The organism is Pseudomonas sp. NPDC087342, assembly GCF_044744265.1.
Lineage (GTDB): Bacteria > Pseudomonadota > Gammaproteobacteria > Pseudomonadales > Pseudomonadaceae > Aquipseudomonas > Aquipseudomonas nunensis.
Genome location: NZ_JBIUXZ010000001.1, coordinates 1,218,525 through 1,235,531 on the forward strand (window position 1 = coordinate 1,218,525; position 17,007 = coordinate 1,235,531).

Here is a 17,007-nt window from a genome sequence, read left to right on the forward strand (position 1 = left end):
CGGCGCATCACATGAATAACTTGAACCCAGGCACCCGATGAAACGCTACGAAAAATTCGCCGATGACATCGCTGAACTGATCCGCTCCGGGGTGCTCGGCCCCGGCCAGCGTGTGCCGTCGGTGCGCTACGCCAGCCAGACTTACGGGGTCAGCCCGTCCACGGTGTTCCAGGCCTATTACCTGCTGGAACGTCGCGGCCTGATCCGCGCCCGGCCGCGCTCCGGCTACTTCGTCAACACCCACGCGCCGAGCCCGTTCTCGGAGCCGGTGATCAGCAGCCAGGTCAACGAGTCCACTGAAGTCGACGTCAGCGAACTGGTGTTCTCGGTCCTCGACTCGATCAAGGACCCGACCACCGTGCCGTTCGGCTCGGCGTTCCCCAGTCCGACGCTGTTCCCGTTGCAACGGCTGTCCCGTTCCCTGGCCAGTGCCGCCCGGGAGATGGACCCGCGCATGGTGGTTACCGACATGTCGCCGGGCAACCCGCAACTGCGCCGGCAAATTGCCCTGCGCTACATGGTTGGCGGGCTGATGTTGCCGATGGAAGAACTGCTGATCACCAACGGCGCCCTCGAAGCGCTGAACCTGTGCCTGCAAGCCGTCACCGAACCCGGCGATCTGGTGGCCATCGAAGCCCCGGCGTTCTACGCCAGCCTGCAAGTGCTGGAACGCCTGAAGCTCAAAGCTGTGGAAATCCCGGTGCACCCACGTGACGGCATCGACCTCGGCGTGCTCGCGCAAACCCTGGAACGCCATCCGATCAAGGCCTGCTGGTGCATGACCAGTTTCCAGAACCCGATGGGCGCGACCATGCCGGAGGCGAAGAAGCAGGAATTGGTGGAGTTGTTGCGCAGCCATCAGGTGCCGCTGATCGAGGATGATGTCTACGCCGAACTCTATTACGGCCAGCAAGCACCGAAACCGGCGAAGGCGTTCGACACCGAGGGGCTGGTGATGCACTGCGGCTCGTTCGCCAAGAGCCTGGCCCCCGGTTACCGCATCGGTTGGGTCGCCGCAGGGCGGTATGCACAGAAAATCGAACGGCTGAAACTCATGACCTCACTCTGCGCCTCGATGCCGGCCCAGGCCGCGATTGCGGACTACCTGCAACATGGCGGCTATGATCGCCACCTGCGCAAACTGCGCTACGCCCTGGAAGAACAGCAAAGCGCCATGCTCGCCGCCATCGCCCGTTATTTCCCGGCACAGACGCGCGTCAGCCAACCGGCCGGCGGCTATTTCCTGTGGCTGGAACTGCCACCGCAGATGGACTCGCTGAAGTTGTTTCAGATGGCGCTGGCTCAAGGCATCAGCATCGCGCCGGGCCCGATCTTTTCACCGACCCAGCGCTTCAGGAATTGTATTCGGTTGAATTACGGCAGCCCTTGGGATGAGGCGGCGGAAAAGGCGATGGAGACGTTGGGCAGGATCGTCAGGTCGTTCTGACAGTGCGATGTCGTCTGGGCTATCGCCTTCGCGAGCAGGCTCGCTCCCACATGAGAATGTGATCAACTGTGGGAGCGAGCCTGCTCGCGAAGAGGCCCGCTCCGGCAACGCAAACCTCAAGGACTAACGCCCACCCCCAAGATCAACGAAAGTACCGGTCGCATAAGAAGCCTTATCCGACAACAACCACACAATCGCCTCAGCCACTTCATCCGGCCGTCCGCCCCGAGCCATCGGAATCGCTGACTCCAGCTTGCTGACCCGATCCGGGTCGCCGCTCAATGCATGGAAATCGGTATAGATGTAGCCAGGCCGGACTGCGTTGACGCGAATCCCCTCGCCCGCCACTTCTTTGGACAGCCCCAGGGTGAAGGTATCCAGCGCGCCTTTTGAGGCGGCGTAATCGACGTATTCGCTCGGTGCACCCAGGCGGGCCGCGACCGACGATACGTTAACGATGCTGCCACCCTGCCCGCCATGTTTGGGCGACATGCGCAGGATCGCGTGCTTGGCGCAGAGGATCGGCGCCAGGACGTTGGTCTTGAGGATTTTGAGAATACGGAATTCGGACATTTCGTCGACCCGGGACTTGTGCCCGACGGTGCCGGCGTTGTTTACCAGCGCGGTAACCCGCCCCAGCTCGGTGTCGACGCGGTGGAACATCGCGATCACCTCGTCTTCGATGCTGACATCGGCTCGTATCGCTATGGCTTGCGCACCAAGGGCGCGGACTTGCTCCAGCACACTCTGAGCCGCGACTTCGTCAGCCAGATAGTTGATACAGATCCGATAGCCTTGCTCGGCGGCCAATAATGCAGTCGCAGCGCCAATGCCACGGCTGCCTCCGGTGATGACGATGACTTTTTCCATGCTGACGTTCCCCCGTTTCAAGCTTAAGCAGTCGGGGGCAAGAATAACCGTCATTGATGGGTTTTGCATGGGCTCTGTGGTGTACGGGAGGACGCCTTCGCGGGCAAGCCTCGCTCCTACAGGGTCAGCGCATGCCTTGTAGGAGCGAGGCTTGCCCGCGAAGAACGATAACGCGGTCTGCCAGTCAACCCGCCGCCATTCGCTCGCCACGATGGATATCGTGCATGAAGCGCTCCGCCGGCAGCGGATGCCCCAACAGATAACCCTGCAGCGAATCACACCCCAGTTTGGTCAGGAAGTCCTGCTGCACACCGGTCTCGACACCTTCCGCCACTATCCGCAAACCCAAGGCCTGGCCGAGCGCGACGATGGCCGAGACAATCGCGGCGTCATCGCTGTCATGCTCCAGATCCCGGACAAAACCACGGTCGATCTTCAGCTCATTGGCCGGCAAACGCTTGAGGTACATCAAGCTCGAATAACCGGTGCCGAAGTCATCGATGGACAAATCCACGCCCATGTCCGACAGCTCCTGCAGCACCGTCATGCTCGCATCGGCGTCGCTCATGGCGGTGGTTTCGGTGATTTCCAGGGTCAGGCTGTTGGCTGGCAAATGGTGCGTCGCCAACGCCTTGGCCACGCTCTGGACCAGGCCGACGTGGCAGAACTGCAAGGCCGACAGGTTCACCGCAATACGCCAGTCGGTGTAACCGAGCACATACCATTCGCGCATCTGCCGGCAGGCTTCGTTCAACACCCACTCGCCAATTGGAATGATCAGCCCGGTCTTTTCCGCAAGGTCGATGAACTTGTCCGGCAGCAACATGCCTTGGGTCGGGTGTACCCAGCGCAGTAACGCCTCGGCACCCACCGGGCGGCCATTGCTGGCGTCGAATTTAGGTTGGTAATACAGGCTGAATTGTTGGTGCTCGAGGGCGGCGCGCAAGTCTTGCAGCAGTTGCAACTGTTTGCGGGCGTTGCTGTTCATCGAGGCGTCGAAGAAGCTGTGGCCGTTTTTCCCGGCGCCTTTGGCGTGGTACATCGCGGCGTCAGCGTTCATCAGCAGTTCTTGCGCAGTCTGGCCGTTGCCCGGATACAGCGCGATGCCGACGCTGGCGGAAATCTGCAGGTCATGTTCGGCCACGCGGAACGCGCGTGAGATCAGGTTGACCTGACGTGCCGCCAGGTTGAGGGCGTCGTCGGGTTCGCTCAGGCGCACCAGCAACACAAATTCGTCGCCACCGATCCGCGCCAGGGTGTCCTGGCTGCGCAAGTCCTCGCGCAGTCGCAAGCCGACCTCACGCAACAACTGGTCGCCCATGTGGTGGCCGAAGGCATCGTTGACCGGTTTGAAGCCGTCCAGATCGATGAACATCAACGCAAAACAACCGCCCTGTTCTTGCACCTTGGACATGGCCAACTCGATGCGGTCGGCCAGCAACATGCGGTTCGGCAGGCCGGTCAGGGTGTCGTGCAAGGCCAGTTGCGTGAGTTCGCGATTGGCCTCGGTCAACGACCGCGCAAGATCAGCGGTACGAGCTTCCAGGCGCGCATCGAGAATTGAGGTCAACAAGGCAATGCTCAGCACCGCCAGCGTGGTGATCAACACCAGATTGTCCAGGCCCTTGCCGCTCAAGCCATCGAGGGCGGCGCCACAGAAGCTGCCGTCAGGAAAACGCGCCGCCGCCATGCCGGTGTAATGCATGCCGACGATGGCGAAGCCCATGATTATCGCGGCACCGCCACGGAACAGGCTGACATAAGGCGAGTGCTGGCGCAGGCGGAACGCGATCCACAACGCCGCTGCCGATGCACCGACGGCAATCAGCAACGACGCGCTAAACAACGTCGGGTCGTAATCGATCCCCGGTTGCATCAGCATGGCGGCCATGCCGGTGTAATGCATGGCGCTGATGCCGCTGCCCATGACCAGCGCACCAAATGCCAGTTGCCACAGTGGCAGCTTCGGCTGGCTGACCAGCCACAGGGCAAAGCCGCAGGACAGCATGGCGATTAACAGCGACAGCACGGTGAGGCTGAGGTCGTAACCCAGATCGATCGGTAATTTGAAGGCGAGCATGCCGATGAAATGCATCGACCAGACGCCAATGCCCATGGCGACCGCGCCGCCGGCGGTCCACAAATGAACAGCCCGGCCCTTGGTCGTGGCGATCCGGCCAGTCAGGTCCAGCGCGGTATAGGAAGCGAGAATCGCCACGCACAGCGAGATGAAAACCAGCGTGGGGGAAAAGGTGCCGATGAGCATGATATTTCTCGTGACCGCCCCACCGTACTGCGTCCGTTCTCGGGGGGCAAAGTCGGCGATTGTACTGATTGCGCGGAAGAACGCACTGACAAAATTATCAAATGGCCATCAACCCGATGAAACGCTTGTTTGACACCTCATAACCCCCTCACCCGTAGCAGCGGTCGAGCTCCAGCGAGGCCGCGTTCGGCGGCGAAGCCGTCGTAAAATCGGGCTATGCGGTGTTTCAGGTTAACCGCGAACTAAGGGTTTACGACGGCTTTGCCGCCGAACGCGGCCTCGCTGGAGCTCGACCGCTGCTACGCCGCCAGGCGGTTATTCCTTATCACTTACCTGCAACTGCCCATCCCACCCGCCGCCCAACGCCGCAATCAACTGCACGCTGGCAATCAACCGGGCCTGCAACACGTTCAACACGCTTTGCTCATTGCTCAGCGCGGTGGCTTGCACCACCACCACATCCAGATAAGCAATCAACCCGGCCTTGTACTGGTTCTCGGTCAGGCGCAAGGAATCACGGGCGGCGTCCAGCGCTTCCTGGCGCACCGCCGCTTCGTTCTCATAGACCTTGAGCTGCACCAGGTAGTTTTCCACCTCGCGGAAACCATCGAGCACGGTCTGGCGATACTTGGCCACGGTTTCGTCGTAGAGCGCTTCGTTGCGATCGACTTCCGCCGAGCGTGCGCCACCGTCGAACAGTGGCAAGTCAAGTTTCGGACCCACCGACCAGAAGCGGTTCGGCAAACTGATCAGGTTGCTCGACGTACTGCTGCTGTAACCGCCACTCAGGCTCAGGCTCAAGTCCGGGTAGTACGCAGCTTTCGCCACGCCGATATTGGCGTTGGCCGCAATCACCGAACGTTCCGCAGAAGCAATGTCCGGGCGGCGTTCGAGCAGTTGCGATGGCAGGCTCAGGGGAATCTGCGGCAGTTTCGGGATGTCCTGGGTTTCCGCCAGGTTGAACTCCGCCGGAGCCTTGCCGATCAGCACGGCAATCGCGTTTTCGAACTGTGCGCGTTGCCAGATCAGGTCCACCAGATCAGCCTGGGTGCTTTTCAACTGCGCCTGGGCCTGGGCCACCGCGTCACGCCCGGAGACGCCGGCGCGGTACTGGTTCTGGGTCATTTGCAGGGAGCGTTCATACGCCGCGACTGTCGACTCCAGCAAGCGCTTCTGCTGATCGATCACCCGCAGTTGCAAATAGTTCTGCACCAATTCGGACTGCTGGCTCAAGCGCATGGCGGCCAGATCGGCGAAGCTTGCCTGCGCGCTGGCGGTATCGGCTTCGAGTCCGCGACGCAGCTTGCCCCAGATGTCCGCTTCCCAGCTGACCCCCAACTGAGTGGTGTAGGTATTGCGAATACCGCTGGCCGAACTGCTCAGGCTTGAACTGCTGCTGCCGGCGCCCTGGCTGGAGCGGGTCTTGCCCGCACTCAGGTCAACCGTGGGGTAAAACGCCGCACGGGCGCTTTCCACCAAGGCTTGCGACTGACGATAACGGGCGTCGGCCTGGGCCACAGTCTGGTTGGCGCTGTTGAGTTGCTCGATCAAGCCATTGAGCTGGCGGTCGCCGTACAACTCCCACCAGGCACCCCGGGCCAGGGAATCGCTCGGACTGGCCTGACGCCAGCCTTCGGCTTCCTTGTACTGCGCCGGCTCGGCGGTTGCCGGACGCTGATAGTCCGGGCCGACGGCGCAGGCGCTGAGCATCGCCACACACAGCGCCAGGCTCAACAGGCGCGAGCCCCGGGCCGTGGCAATCGGTGCTGCCAGAGTGATAAGCGAACGGTCAGTCATAGCGGAGTTTCCAGAGCTGCATCGGTACGTACCCCACGCCATTTATTGAAGCGATGGCGCAGTTTGTCGAGATAGAGGTAAACCACCGGGGTGGTGTAGAGGGTCAGCACCTGGCTGAAGATCAGCCCGCCGATGATGGTCAGGCCCAACGGCTGGCGCATTTCCGCGCCTTCGGCACGGCTGAGCAGCAGCGGCAGTGCGCCGAGGATCGCCGCCAGGGTGGTCATCAGGATTGGCCGCAGACGTTGCAGACAGGCGCTGCGAATCGAATCCAGCGGCGTCATGCCCTGATGCCGCTCCAGCTGCAACGCCAGGTCGATCATCAGGATGGCGTTTTTCTTCACCACGCCGATCAACAGGAACAGCCCCAACAGCGAGATCAGGCTGAACTCCCCGCCCAAGGCATAGATCGACAGCAACGCGCCAACCCCGGCCGACGGCAAGGTCGAGAGAATCGTCAGCGGGTGAATGTAGCTTTCATACAGCACGCCCAACACCAGATACACCGCCACCAGCGCGCCGAGAATCATGAACGGCTGGCTCTTCTGGGTCGCGGCGAAGGCGTCGGCGGTGCCGGCCATTTTCACGATCACGTCTTCCGGCATGCCAAGCTTGGCAATCGCCCGCTCGATGGCCGCCGTGCCCTGCTCCACCGTGACGCCTTCGGCCATGTCGAAGGAAATACTCTCGGAGGCGAACTGGCCTTCGTGGCTGACCCGGTCGTCTTCCAGGCTGTTTTCGTAGTGCGCGATGGTCGACAACGGAATCCGCGCGCCGGTGGAAGTGATCACCTGCACCTGCTTCAGCGTAATCGGGTCCTGGGCGTATTTCGGATTGACCTCCATCACCACTTGATACTGGTTGAGGCTGTCGTAGATCGTCGAAATCTGCCGCTGGCTGTAGGCGTTGTTCAGCACTGCGGTGACCATGTCCATGTCGACACCCAGGCGTTTGGCCTGGTCGCGGTCGACAATCAGCGTCACTTGTTGCGCGCCGCGTCCTTCACGGGCGTCAATCGCGGTCAGCTCTGGCAAGGCCCGCAGCGCGGTGACGACTTTCGGGTACCACTCGCGCAACGAGCCGAGGTCGGCGCTTTGCAGGATGTAGGAATACTGCGAAGTGGTCTGCTCACGACCGCCGCCGAATTGCAGGTCCTGATCCGCCATCAGCATCAGCTGTGCACCGGCGACTTTGGGCATTTCCTTGCGCAGGCGCTCGATAACCTTTTGCGCCGAGATGTTGCGTTCCTTGATCGGCTTCAAGCGCACCAGCATGAAAGCGTTGTTGGTGCCGTTGGTGCCGCCGATGAACCCGGCCACGCTTTGCACTGCTTCGTCCTTGAGCACGGCGCGGCGGAAGATTTCCATCTTCGGCTGCATCACGCTGAACGACAGGCCATCGTCGCCACGCACAAAACCGATCAACTGGCCGGTGTCCTGCTGCGGCATGAAGGTTTTCGGCACTACCACGTACAGCGCGACGTTGACGCCAACGGTTACGATCAAGCTGAGCAAGGTCAGTCGGCGGTGGCGCAGCACCCAGTCGAGGCTGGTGGCGTATTTGCCGACCATCCATTCGTTGGCACGCTGGCTCCAGCGCTGTAAACGGTTTTCCTGCCCCGGCGTGTGCGGCTTGAGCCAACGCGCGCAGAGCATCGGCGTCAGGGTCAACGACACAATCAGCGAGACCACGATGGACGCCGCCAGGGTGATGGAAAATTCGCGGAACAAGCTTTCAATGATCCCGCCCATAAACAGAATCGACAGGAACACTGCCACCAGCGAGACGTTCATCGACAGCAAGGTGAAGCCGACTTCCTGGGCGCCGAGGTACGCGGCCTTCATCGGCGGCACGCCTTCGTCGATGTGCCGGGAAATGTTCTCCAGCACCACGATGGCATCGTCCACCACCAGCCCTGTGGCAAGGATCAGCGCCATCAGCGACAAGTTGTTCAGGGAGAAACCGTAGAGGTACATCACCGCAAAAGTGCCGACCAGCGAAACCGGCACCGCCAGCGTCGGAATTAGCGAAGCGCGGAAGTTACCGAGAAACAGGAACACCACCAGAATCACCAGGGCCACGGCGATCAGCAGGGTCATTTCCGCTTCGTGCAACGTGGCCTTGATCACTGGCGAGCGGTCCATGGCCAGGTTCAGTTTGACGCTGGCCGGCAACACCGCCTGCAACGCAGGCAATTGCGCCTTGATCTCGTTGACGGTCTCGATGATGTTGGCGCCGGCCTGGCGGTTGATCACCAGCAACACCGCCGCGTCGTCGTTGAAGAAACCGCTGTTGTAGCGGTCCTCGACGCCGTCGCTGACCGTCGCCACATCCTTCAGGCGCAGGGCCGCGCCGTTGTTGTAATGGATGATCAGCGACTCGTAGTCCTTGGCCTTTTCCAGTTGATCGTTGGCCTGCACCTGCCACAAACGCTGGTCGTCCTCGACCGAGCCTTTCGGCCGGCGCACGTTGGCGTTGGCGATGGTGTTGCGCACATCGTCCAGGGCCACGCCGTACTGGTTCAGCGCCTGAGGTTCGAGTTCGATGCGCACGGCCGGCAAAGAGCTGCCGCCGATCTGCACTTCACCTACGCCCTGTACCTGGGACAGGCTCTGGGACAGGATCGTCGAGGCCAAATCGTAGAGCTGGCCTTTCTCCAACACATCCGAGGTCAGCGACAACACCATGATCGGCGCTTGCGACGGGTTGACCTTCTTGTAGGTCGGCATGCTGCGCATCCCGCTCGGCAGCAGGTTGCGCGAGGCGTTGATCGCCGCTTGCACTTCCCGCGCCGCACCGTTGATGTCGCGGTCGAGGTCAAACTGCAAAATCACCCGGGTCGAGCCCTGGCTGGAGCGGCTGCTCATGGTGTTGACCCCGGCGATGGCGCCGAAGGATCGCTCCAGGGGCGTGGCCACGGTCGAGGCCATCACTTCCGGGCTCGCACCCGGCAAACTGGCCTGGACCACGATCACCGGGAAATCCATCTGCGGCAGCGGCGACACCGGCAACAGGCCGAAGCTCACGCCGCCCAGCAGCATGATCGCCAGGCTCAGCAACATGGTCGCGACCGGGCGCTTGATGAAAGGTCCGGACAGGTTCATGGCTGTTCTACCGCTTCCACGGTTTCAGACTTGCGACCCCAGCGCCGGCCGAGACGGTCGAAATACAGGTAGATCACCGGGGTGGTGAACAGCGTCAGCACCTGGCTGACCAACAGGCCGCCGACCATCACCAGACCCAAGGGTTGACGCAGTTCCGCGCCGGAACCGGTGGCCAGCATCAGCGGCACCGCGCCGAACAAAGCGGCCAGGGTGGTCATCAGGATCGGCCGGAACCGCAGCAGTGCCGCTTGATAGATCGCCTGCTCCGGGGCCATGCCCTGATTGCGCTCGGCGTCGAGGGCGAAGTCGATCATCATGATCGCGTTCTTCTTCACGATGCCGATCAGCAGGATGATGCCGATGATCGCGATCATCCCCAGGTCATTGCCGGTCAGCAGCAGCGCCAGCAAGGCGCCGACCGCCGCCGAGGGCAAGGTCGAGAGGATGGTGATCGGGTGAATGTAGCTCTCGTAGAGCACGCCGAGCACGATGTACATGGTCACCACCGCCGCGAGGATCAGCAGCAAGGTGCTCGACAACGAGGCCTGGAATGCTTCGGCCGCGCCCTGGAACTGGGTCTGCACGCCAATCGGCATGCCGATGTCTTTCTGCACCTGATCGATGACCTCGACCGCATGCCCCAGCGCCACGCCGGGCGCCAGGTTGAACGACATCATCACCGCCGGAAACTGACCGATGTGAGTGATCGCCAATTGGGTCTGGCGCTGCTCGACATGCGCGAGACTGGACAGGCGAACCTGACCGCCATCGGTGGTCTTGACGTGAATCTGGTTCAGCGCATCAGGGCCGATCTTCTCGCCGGACTGCGATTGCAGAACCACGCGGTACTGGCTGGCCTGGGTGTAAATCGTGGAAATCTGCCGCTGGCCGAAGGCGTCATACAACGCATCGGTGATGTTCGACACCGACACCCCGACCCGTGACGCCGCATCGCGGTCGATCACCAGGTACACCTGCAACCCCTTGTCCTGCAAATCGCTGGCAACGTCGGTCAGTTCCGGGCGCTGGGCCAGGGCTTCCACCAGACGCCCGCTCCACAGACTGAGCAATTCCGAATCTGGTGAAGACATGCTGAATTGGTATTGCGTGCGGCTGACCCGGTCTTCGATGGTCAGGTCCTGCACCGGCTGCATGAACAGACGGATGCCGATCAGCTTGTCCACTTCCGGTTGCAGGCGCGCAATGATCTTGGTCGCGCTGAGATCCCGCGCACTGTGGGGCTTGAGGTTGATCAGCATGCGACCGCTGTTCAGCGTCGAGTTGTCGCCGTCTACACCGATGTAAGACGACAGGCTTTCGACCGCCGGGTCGGCGAGAATCACTTTCGCCAGTTCTTGCTGACGTTCGCTCATCGCCGCAAAGGAAATCGACTGCGGCGCTTCGGAAATGCCCTGGATCACCCCGGTGTCCTGCACCGGGAAGAAGCCCTTGGGCACGACCATGTAGAGGAAAACCGTCAGCCCAAGGGTTGCGATGGCCACCAGCAAAGTCAGCGGCTGGTGCTTGAGCACCCACTGCAACTTGCGCCCGTAGGCGGCGATCATCCAGTCGATGGTCGCGCCACTGGCCCGGTAGAAACGGCCCTGCTCTTCTTCCTTGGGTTCACGCTTGAGCAACCGCGCGCACATCATCGGCGTCAAGGTCAGGGACACCACCAGGGAAATCAGGATCGCCACCGCCAGGGTGATAGCGAACTCGCGGAACAGGCGCCCCACCACATCGGCCATGAACAGCAGCGGAATCAACACCGCGATCAGCGACAGGGTCAGGGAAATCAGGGTGAAACCGATCTGCTTGGCGCCCTTGAGCGCCGCATTCAGCGGCGTGTCGCCCTCTTCGATAAACCGGGAAATGTTCTCCAGCATCACGATCGCATCGTCCACCACGAAACCGGTGGCGATGGTCAGGGCCATCAAGGTCAGGTTGTTGACCGAGAAGCCGGCGAGGTACATCACGCCGAAAGTGCCGATCAGCGACAACGGCACCGCAACCGATGGAATGATCGTCGCGCTGGCCCGGCGCAGGAACAGGAACGTCACCATCACCACCAGTGCGATGGCGATCAGCAGTTCGTGTTGCACGTCGGTGACCGAAGCGCGGATGGTCTGGGTGCGGTCGGTGAGGACCGTGACGTCAAGACCGGCCGGCAGGTTGTCGGTGATGCTCGGCAACAGCGCCTTGATCCGGTCAACCACTTCGATGACGTTGGCGCCGGGCTGACGCTGGATGTTCAGCAAAACCGCCTGGTTTTCATTGGCCCACGCCGCCAGTCGCTCGTTTTCGGCACCGTCGACAATCTCCGCCACGTCCTTGAGCCGCAATGGTGCGCCGTTGGCATAAGCGAGGATCAGGTTGGCGTAGTCCTTGGGCGAAGTCAGTTGATCGTTTGCATCCAGCATCGAGACCCGGGTCGGGCCGTCGAAGTTGCCCTTGGGCTGGTTGACGTTGGACGCGCCGATCAAGGTGCGCACGTCCGACAGGTTCAAGCCATTCGCCGCCAGGGCCTCCGGGTTGACCTTGATGCGCACGGCCTGACGCTGGCCGCCGGCAATGCTGACCATGCCGACGCCGCTGATCTGGGCGATTTTCTGCGCCATGCGCGTATCGACCAAATCATTCAGTTTGGGCAGCAGCATGGTCTTGGAGGTGATGGCCAGGGTCAGCACCGGGGTGTCCGCCGGGTTGACCTTGTTGTACACCGGCGGTGCCGGCAGGTCCTTGGGCAGCAAATTAGTCGCGGCGTTGATCGCGGCTTGCACCTGCTGCTCGGCGACGTCCATGTTGATGTCGAGGCTGAAGCGCAGGGTCAGCACCGAGGCGCCGCCGGAACTGGTGGACGCCATTTGGGTCAGGCCGGGCATTTGCCCGAACTGGCGCTCAAGCGGCGCGGTTACCGCACTGGTCATCACGTCCGGGCTGGCGCCGGGATACAGCGTCATGACGCGGATGGTCGGGTAATCGACCTGGGGCAATGCCGACACCGGTAGCAAGCGGTAGGCGATGATGCCGGCCAGGATAATGGCCAGCATGCTCAGGGTCGTGGCGACCGGGCGAAGGATGAACAGCCGCGAGATGTTCATGCGCCCTTCTTCACCTTGTCGTTGGCGGTCGCTTCAGTGGTTTTCGCCGCGGATTTGCCTTGCAGGTGTTCGGTCGGGGTGGTCGGCACATCCTGGCTGTCGTTGACCACTTCCACTTCGCTGCCTTCCTTCAGGCGGTCGGTGCCTTCCAGGACCACGCGATCACCGACGGCCAGGCCTTCGGTGATCACGGTGTTGTCGCCGTCACTGGCGCCGACTTTCAGTTGACGAATCTTGACCTTGTTGTCCCCGTCCATGGCGTAGACGAAAGTGCCGTTGGTGCCGAACTGGATCGCCGCCGACGGTGCGAGCACCACGCCTTTGAGGGTGTCGGCCAGCAGGTGCACGTTGACGAACTGATTCGGGAACAGGCTGAGGTCGCGGTTATCGTAGCGCGCCTTGAATTTCAGAGTGCCGGTGGTGACGTCGATCTGGTTGTCCAGGCTCTGCAACACGCCGCTGGCCTGCATTTTCATGTCGCCACGATCCCAGGCTTCGACGGGCAGTTTGGCGCCGGTGTGATAGCGCGCCAGAACCGTGTCGAGGCTGTTTTCCGGCAGCGTGAAGACCACGCTGATCGGTTGGGTCTGGGTGATGATCGCCAGCGCGGTGGTGTCGTTGGCGGCGACGAGGTTGCCGACATCGAGCTGACGCAAGCCGACACGCCCGGTAATCGGCGCGCGGATCTTGGTGAATTCGAGATTGAGCTTGGCGTCATTGACCGCCGCCTGGTTGGTCTTGACCGTGCCCAGGTATTGGCCGACCAGCGCCTCGGCGGTATCGAGAGTCTGCTTGGCGATGCTGTCTTCTTTAAACAGGCCGCGATAACGCTCGACATCGACCTGGGCGTTTTTCAGTTGCGCCTGGTTTTGCAGCAGGGTGCCTTCGGCCTGGAGCAAGGCATTCTGGTAAGGACGCGGATCAATCTCGGCCAACAGGTCGCCAGCCTTGACCATCTGCCCTTCCTCGAAGGCAATCTTCATCAACTCGCCGGCCACCCGGCTGCGCACATTGATGGTGTTGAGCGCCGTGACCGTGCCCAGCGCCTTGTAATACAGCGGGAAGTCACCCTTGACCGCCGGGGCCACTCGCACCGGGATCGGCCCGGTCGCACCGCCAAACCCAGGACGCATGCCCCCTGCCTTGCCCGTATGCCCGGCGACGGCTTTCGGCTTTTCGCCCGTTTTATGGTCGGTGCCGGCGGGCCAGAATTTCCAGCACACGGCAGCGACGACCAACAGGACAAGCAGGCCGAACAGCCAGCGACGGGGACTACGGGAGGAGGATTGCATTGAATGATCAACCATTGGGCGCGTGGGCTTCTTCTACGGGAGGCTGAACGATAAGCACTGGAGGACATTAAGCAAAGCGCCTTTACCGGCAATTTACCTTCGGCTTACGTAACAGGAGATTTATCTAAGACACTGAAGCACAAATGAAAACGGCCTGGACAGAGCCAGGCCGTTAACAATTGTAAAAACCTTACTTCAGAACAGCGAGTGCTGCTTCGTAGTTCGGCTCTTCTGCAATTTCCTTAACCAGTTCGCTGTGCAGCACGTTGTCGTTTTCATCCAGCACGACGACGGCACGGGCGGTCAGGCCTTTGAGCGGGCCGTCAGCAATGGCCACGCCATAGTTTTCGATGAACTCGGCGCCACGCAGGGTCGACAGGTTCTGGACGTTTTCCAGGCCTTCGGCGCCGCAGAAACGGGCTTGAGCGAACGGCAGGTCAGCGGAGATGCACAGCACCACGGTGTTGGCAACGTCGTTGGCCTGGGCGTTGAACTTCCGTACCGAAGTCGCGCAGGTCGGGGTGTCGACGCTTGGGAAGATGTTCAGCACTTTGCGCTTGCCGGCGAAGCTCGCCAGGGTCACGTCCGACAGATTGCCGGCAACCAGGGAAAAGGCTGGCGCCTTGGAACCGGCTTGTGGCAGTTGGCCGTTGACTTGAACCGGGTTGCCTTTAAGAGTGACTTGAGCCATGAACGGAGTCCTTCTGATGGTGTTGTTGGAAATCTGAAGAGGCCGAAGTTAACCACGAAATGGCCCGACGACCTATGGCCAGATACAAATTGTGAAGTGTCGGCGCACAAATTGGATACAACACACGCCCCCCTGTAGGAGCGAGGCTTGCCCGCGAAGAATGCTACTGCGGTCAGCCTGGTACACCGGGGTGCGCCCTTCGCGGGCAAGCCTCGCTCCTACAGGGACGTTTTCAGCCCAGCAAGCGCAACATATTGCGATGCCGCGCCTCGAAAATCCGCCGCATATAGGCATTGACCAGCAACCACTCCAGCGCCGCGCCGCCAATCGCCGCATACGTCACGCGGTCGGTATATAGCGTACCGCCCTCTCCCGCCGCCACCCGGTGTTCATGACGAAAGGCAGCCATCGGCCCCTTGAGCATTTCGTCGATGAAATGCGTGTCGCTGACCTCACGGATCACCACTGTCCAGTTCGACGGAATGACGTTGAACATCCAGTGCCGGAAACGGAACTGGCGACCGGCTTCGATACGCAGGTTATTGATGTCGATATCGCCCAGTGGCGTAACGCGCTCGGGAAAGATCTTCGGGAAGTTGACGCCTTCCAGGCAGAAGTCCAGGACCTGCGCCGGTGTGCGGTCGGGGATCAGCGTTGTGAGTTCAAGAACGGGCATGGGCATTCCATTGACGAGTGGCGTCGCAGCGCAGGAATACTAAATAACGAAAATAATGTCGAAGAATTTGTCGATTCCGCAAACCGCCATTCGACTAGGCAGTGAATCACTCACCTCCAGCGGAGATAACACCATGCAATTCATGATCATTGTCAAAGCCAGCCCGGACTCCGAGGCCGGCGTCATGCCCACCGAGGAACTGCTGACCGCGATGGGCAACTACAACGAAGAACTGGCCAAGGCCGGCATCCTTCTTTCCTGCGATGGCCTGCAACCGAGCAGCAAAGGCGCGCGGGTACGTTTCTCCGGCGAAAAACGCACGGTGATCGATGGGCCGTTTGCCGAGACCAAGGAGTTGATTGCCGGTTATTGGCTGTGGGAAGTGAAGTCGAAAGAAGAAGCCATCGAATGGGTCAAACGCTGCCCGAACCCGATGCCGGGGACGGAAGCCGAGATCGAGATTCGTCCGGTATACGGGCCTGAGGATTTCGGTGCCGAGTTCACACCTGAGTTGCGCGAGCAGGAAGAGCGGATACGGGCGCAGGCGAAAAAGCACTGAATAACTGAATAGATGCCCAACCTGTGGGAGCGAGCTTGCTCGCGATGACGGAGTATCAGGCAATACAAGTCGTGAATGTAAAACCGTCATCGCGAGCAAGCTCGCTCCCACAATAAATCTTGGGAGCACTCAGCATTTATGCCCCTTTCGCCCCTATGAAATCTGATATCCCGCATCAACCATCACCTCCAACCACCTGATTCGTATTAACTTTTTAGTACAAAGAAAAAACGCCAATTCGCGCACAAAACAAAAGAATTAATCCATTCGACTGGATAACCCGTGGTTTGCTGCTAGCTTCAAATGACGTGTCCTACAGGCTTGATTAGGAAAGAGACTACGCAGTAAAGGCCAAAAATATGGCCAAGTTCGTCCACTGAGCCACCAAGGAACCGGGGAATCATGTCGAAAATTCAGGGAGCGCACGCCTGTTTGCTGGCGGCACTGTTGACGTCTGCGTTTTGTGCACACGCCGATAACGCCGAGGAAGCCAACAAAAGCAACAACCCGCTGAACCTGGCGCCGGGCGCCAATTTGCAGGACTACTACACCCCCAAACTCTACGACACCAACGTCCACACCAATGACGCGTTGCTACGTGGCACTTTGCCGGTTGCGCCCAACGACTTTATCGGCGTGCCGCAGTTACTCCGCGCGACGTTGCCGATCAGCACCCGCCCAGACCCGCACAACGGTTACAGCACCGGTATCGGTGACCTGAACCTGTTCGATATTTTCCTGCTCAAGACCGACGGCATTCAGCTCGGCATCGGCCCGCAGATCACCGCGCCTACCGCCGAACAGGATGAGTTGGGTACCGGCAAGTGGCAGGCCGGCCTGGCCGCCATTGCTATCGACTCTTCGCCGCGTGGCCTGTTGGGTGCGCTGGTGCAATACCAGAGTTCGTTCGCTGGCGACCATGATCGCGCCCACGTCGAAACCGCGACGATGCAGCCCTTCATCATTCATAACCTGGCCAAGGGCTGGTACCTGCGCTCGACCGGCACCTGGACCTTCGACCTGAAGAACGACACCCATTACATCCCCATCGGTTTCGGTGGCGGCAAGGTCTGGAAATCCGGGACCAACATTTTCAACGCCTTCGTCGAACCCCAATGGACCGTGCAACGCAAAGGCGATGGCCTGCCGCAGTTCACGCTGTTCGCCGGGATCAACGTCACTTTCGGTAAATAAGGACATTCTT

At 60.8% G+C, this 17,007-nt stretch carries 11 protein-coding genes; 3 read left to right on the top strand and 8 right to left on the bottom strand.

Translation table 11 applies throughout. The features are described from left to right. Positions 1 to 37: 37 nt before the first annotated feature. Positions 38 to 1,447 carry a GntR family transcriptional regulator MpaR gene (mapR, locus tag ACIOYV_RS05495; protein WP_054046464.1) on the top strand — a complete coding sequence of 470 codons (1,410 nt, stop codon included), beginning with the start codon at positions 38 to 40 and terminating at the stop codon, positions 1,445 to 1,447. A gap of 123 nt (positions 1,448 to 1,570) precedes the next feature. On the opposite strand, the gene ACIOYV_RS05500 is transcribed toward mapR, so the two are convergent. The 8 genes from ACIOYV_RS05500 to ACIOYV_RS05535 form a co-directional block, all read right to left on the bottom strand. Continuing rightward, the gene (locus ACIOYV_RS05500) at positions 1,571 to 2,317 is read right to left on the bottom strand and encodes an SDR family oxidoreductase (RefSeq protein ID WP_054614910.1); all 747 of its coding nucleotides are present in this window, start codon (positions 2,315 to 2,317) and stop codon (positions 1,571 to 1,573) included. A gap of 184 nt (positions 2,318 to 2,501) precedes the next feature. Next, entirely contained in the window at positions 2,502 to 4,583 is a 2,082-nt protein-coding gene (locus ACIOYV_RS05505; protein ID WP_401321547.1) for a putative bifunctional diguanylate cyclase/phosphodiesterase, read from the bottom strand. A 315-nt stretch (positions 4,584 to 4,898) separates the two neighbouring features. Further along, entirely contained in the window at positions 4,899 to 6,380 is a 1,482-nt protein-coding gene (locus tag ACIOYV_RS05510) for an efflux transporter outer membrane subunit (protein ID WP_401321549.1), read from the bottom strand. After that, positions 6,377 to 9,484: an efflux RND transporter permease subunit gene (locus ACIOYV_RS05515; RefSeq protein ID WP_163909944.1), complete on the bottom strand. Its 3,108-nt coding sequence runs from the start codon at positions 9,482 to 9,484 to the stop codon at positions 6,377 to 6,379. Before ACIOYV_RS05515 ends, ACIOYV_RS05510 begins: the two co-directional genes overlap by 4 nt. Further along, positions 9,481 to 12,585: an MdtB/MuxB family multidrug efflux RND transporter permease subunit gene (locus tag ACIOYV_RS05520; RefSeq protein WP_054046474.1), complete on the bottom strand. Its 3,105-nt coding sequence runs from the start codon at positions 12,583 to 12,585 to the stop codon at positions 9,481 to 9,483. Before ACIOYV_RS05520 ends, ACIOYV_RS05515 begins: the two co-directional genes overlap by 4 nt. Continuing rightward, complete coding sequence (locus tag ACIOYV_RS05525) at positions 12,582 to 13,892, bottom strand: MdtA/MuxA family multidrug efflux RND transporter periplasmic adaptor subunit (protein ID WP_054046476.1); 1,311 nt, start codon at positions 13,890 to 13,892, stop codon at positions 12,582 to 12,584. Before ACIOYV_RS05525 ends, ACIOYV_RS05520 begins: the two co-directional genes overlap by 4 nt. A gap of 175 nt (positions 13,893 to 14,067) precedes the next feature. Beyond that, positions 14,068 to 14,568, bottom strand: coding sequence for a thiol peroxidase (gene tpx / locus ACIOYV_RS05530; RefSeq protein WP_008030203.1), 501 nt, complete (start codon positions 14,566 to 14,568; stop codon positions 14,068 to 14,070). A gap of 232 nt (positions 14,569 to 14,800) precedes the next feature. Then, positions 14,801 to 15,244 carry a polyketide cyclase gene (locus ACIOYV_RS05535; RefSeq protein WP_401321554.1) on the bottom strand — a complete coding sequence of 148 codons (444 nt, stop codon included), beginning with the start codon at positions 15,242 to 15,244 and terminating at the stop codon, positions 14,801 to 14,803. 133 nt (positions 15,245 to 15,377) lie between these two features. Between ACIOYV_RS05535 and ACIOYV_RS05540 the strand changes: the two genes are divergently transcribed. Further along, positions 15,378 to 15,803, top strand: a complete 426-nt coding sequence (locus tag ACIOYV_RS05540; RefSeq protein WP_054046479.1) for a YciI family protein — start codon at positions 15,378 to 15,380, stop codon at positions 15,801 to 15,803. Between the two features lie 402 nt (positions 15,804 to 16,205). After that, on the top strand, positions 16,206 to 16,997 hold the full coding sequence (locus ACIOYV_RS05545; protein ID WP_401321557.1) for a hypothetical protein: 792 nt from the start codon (positions 16,206 to 16,208) through the stop codon (positions 16,995 to 16,997). The last annotated feature ends 10 nt before the right edge of the window (positions 16,998 to 17,007 follow it).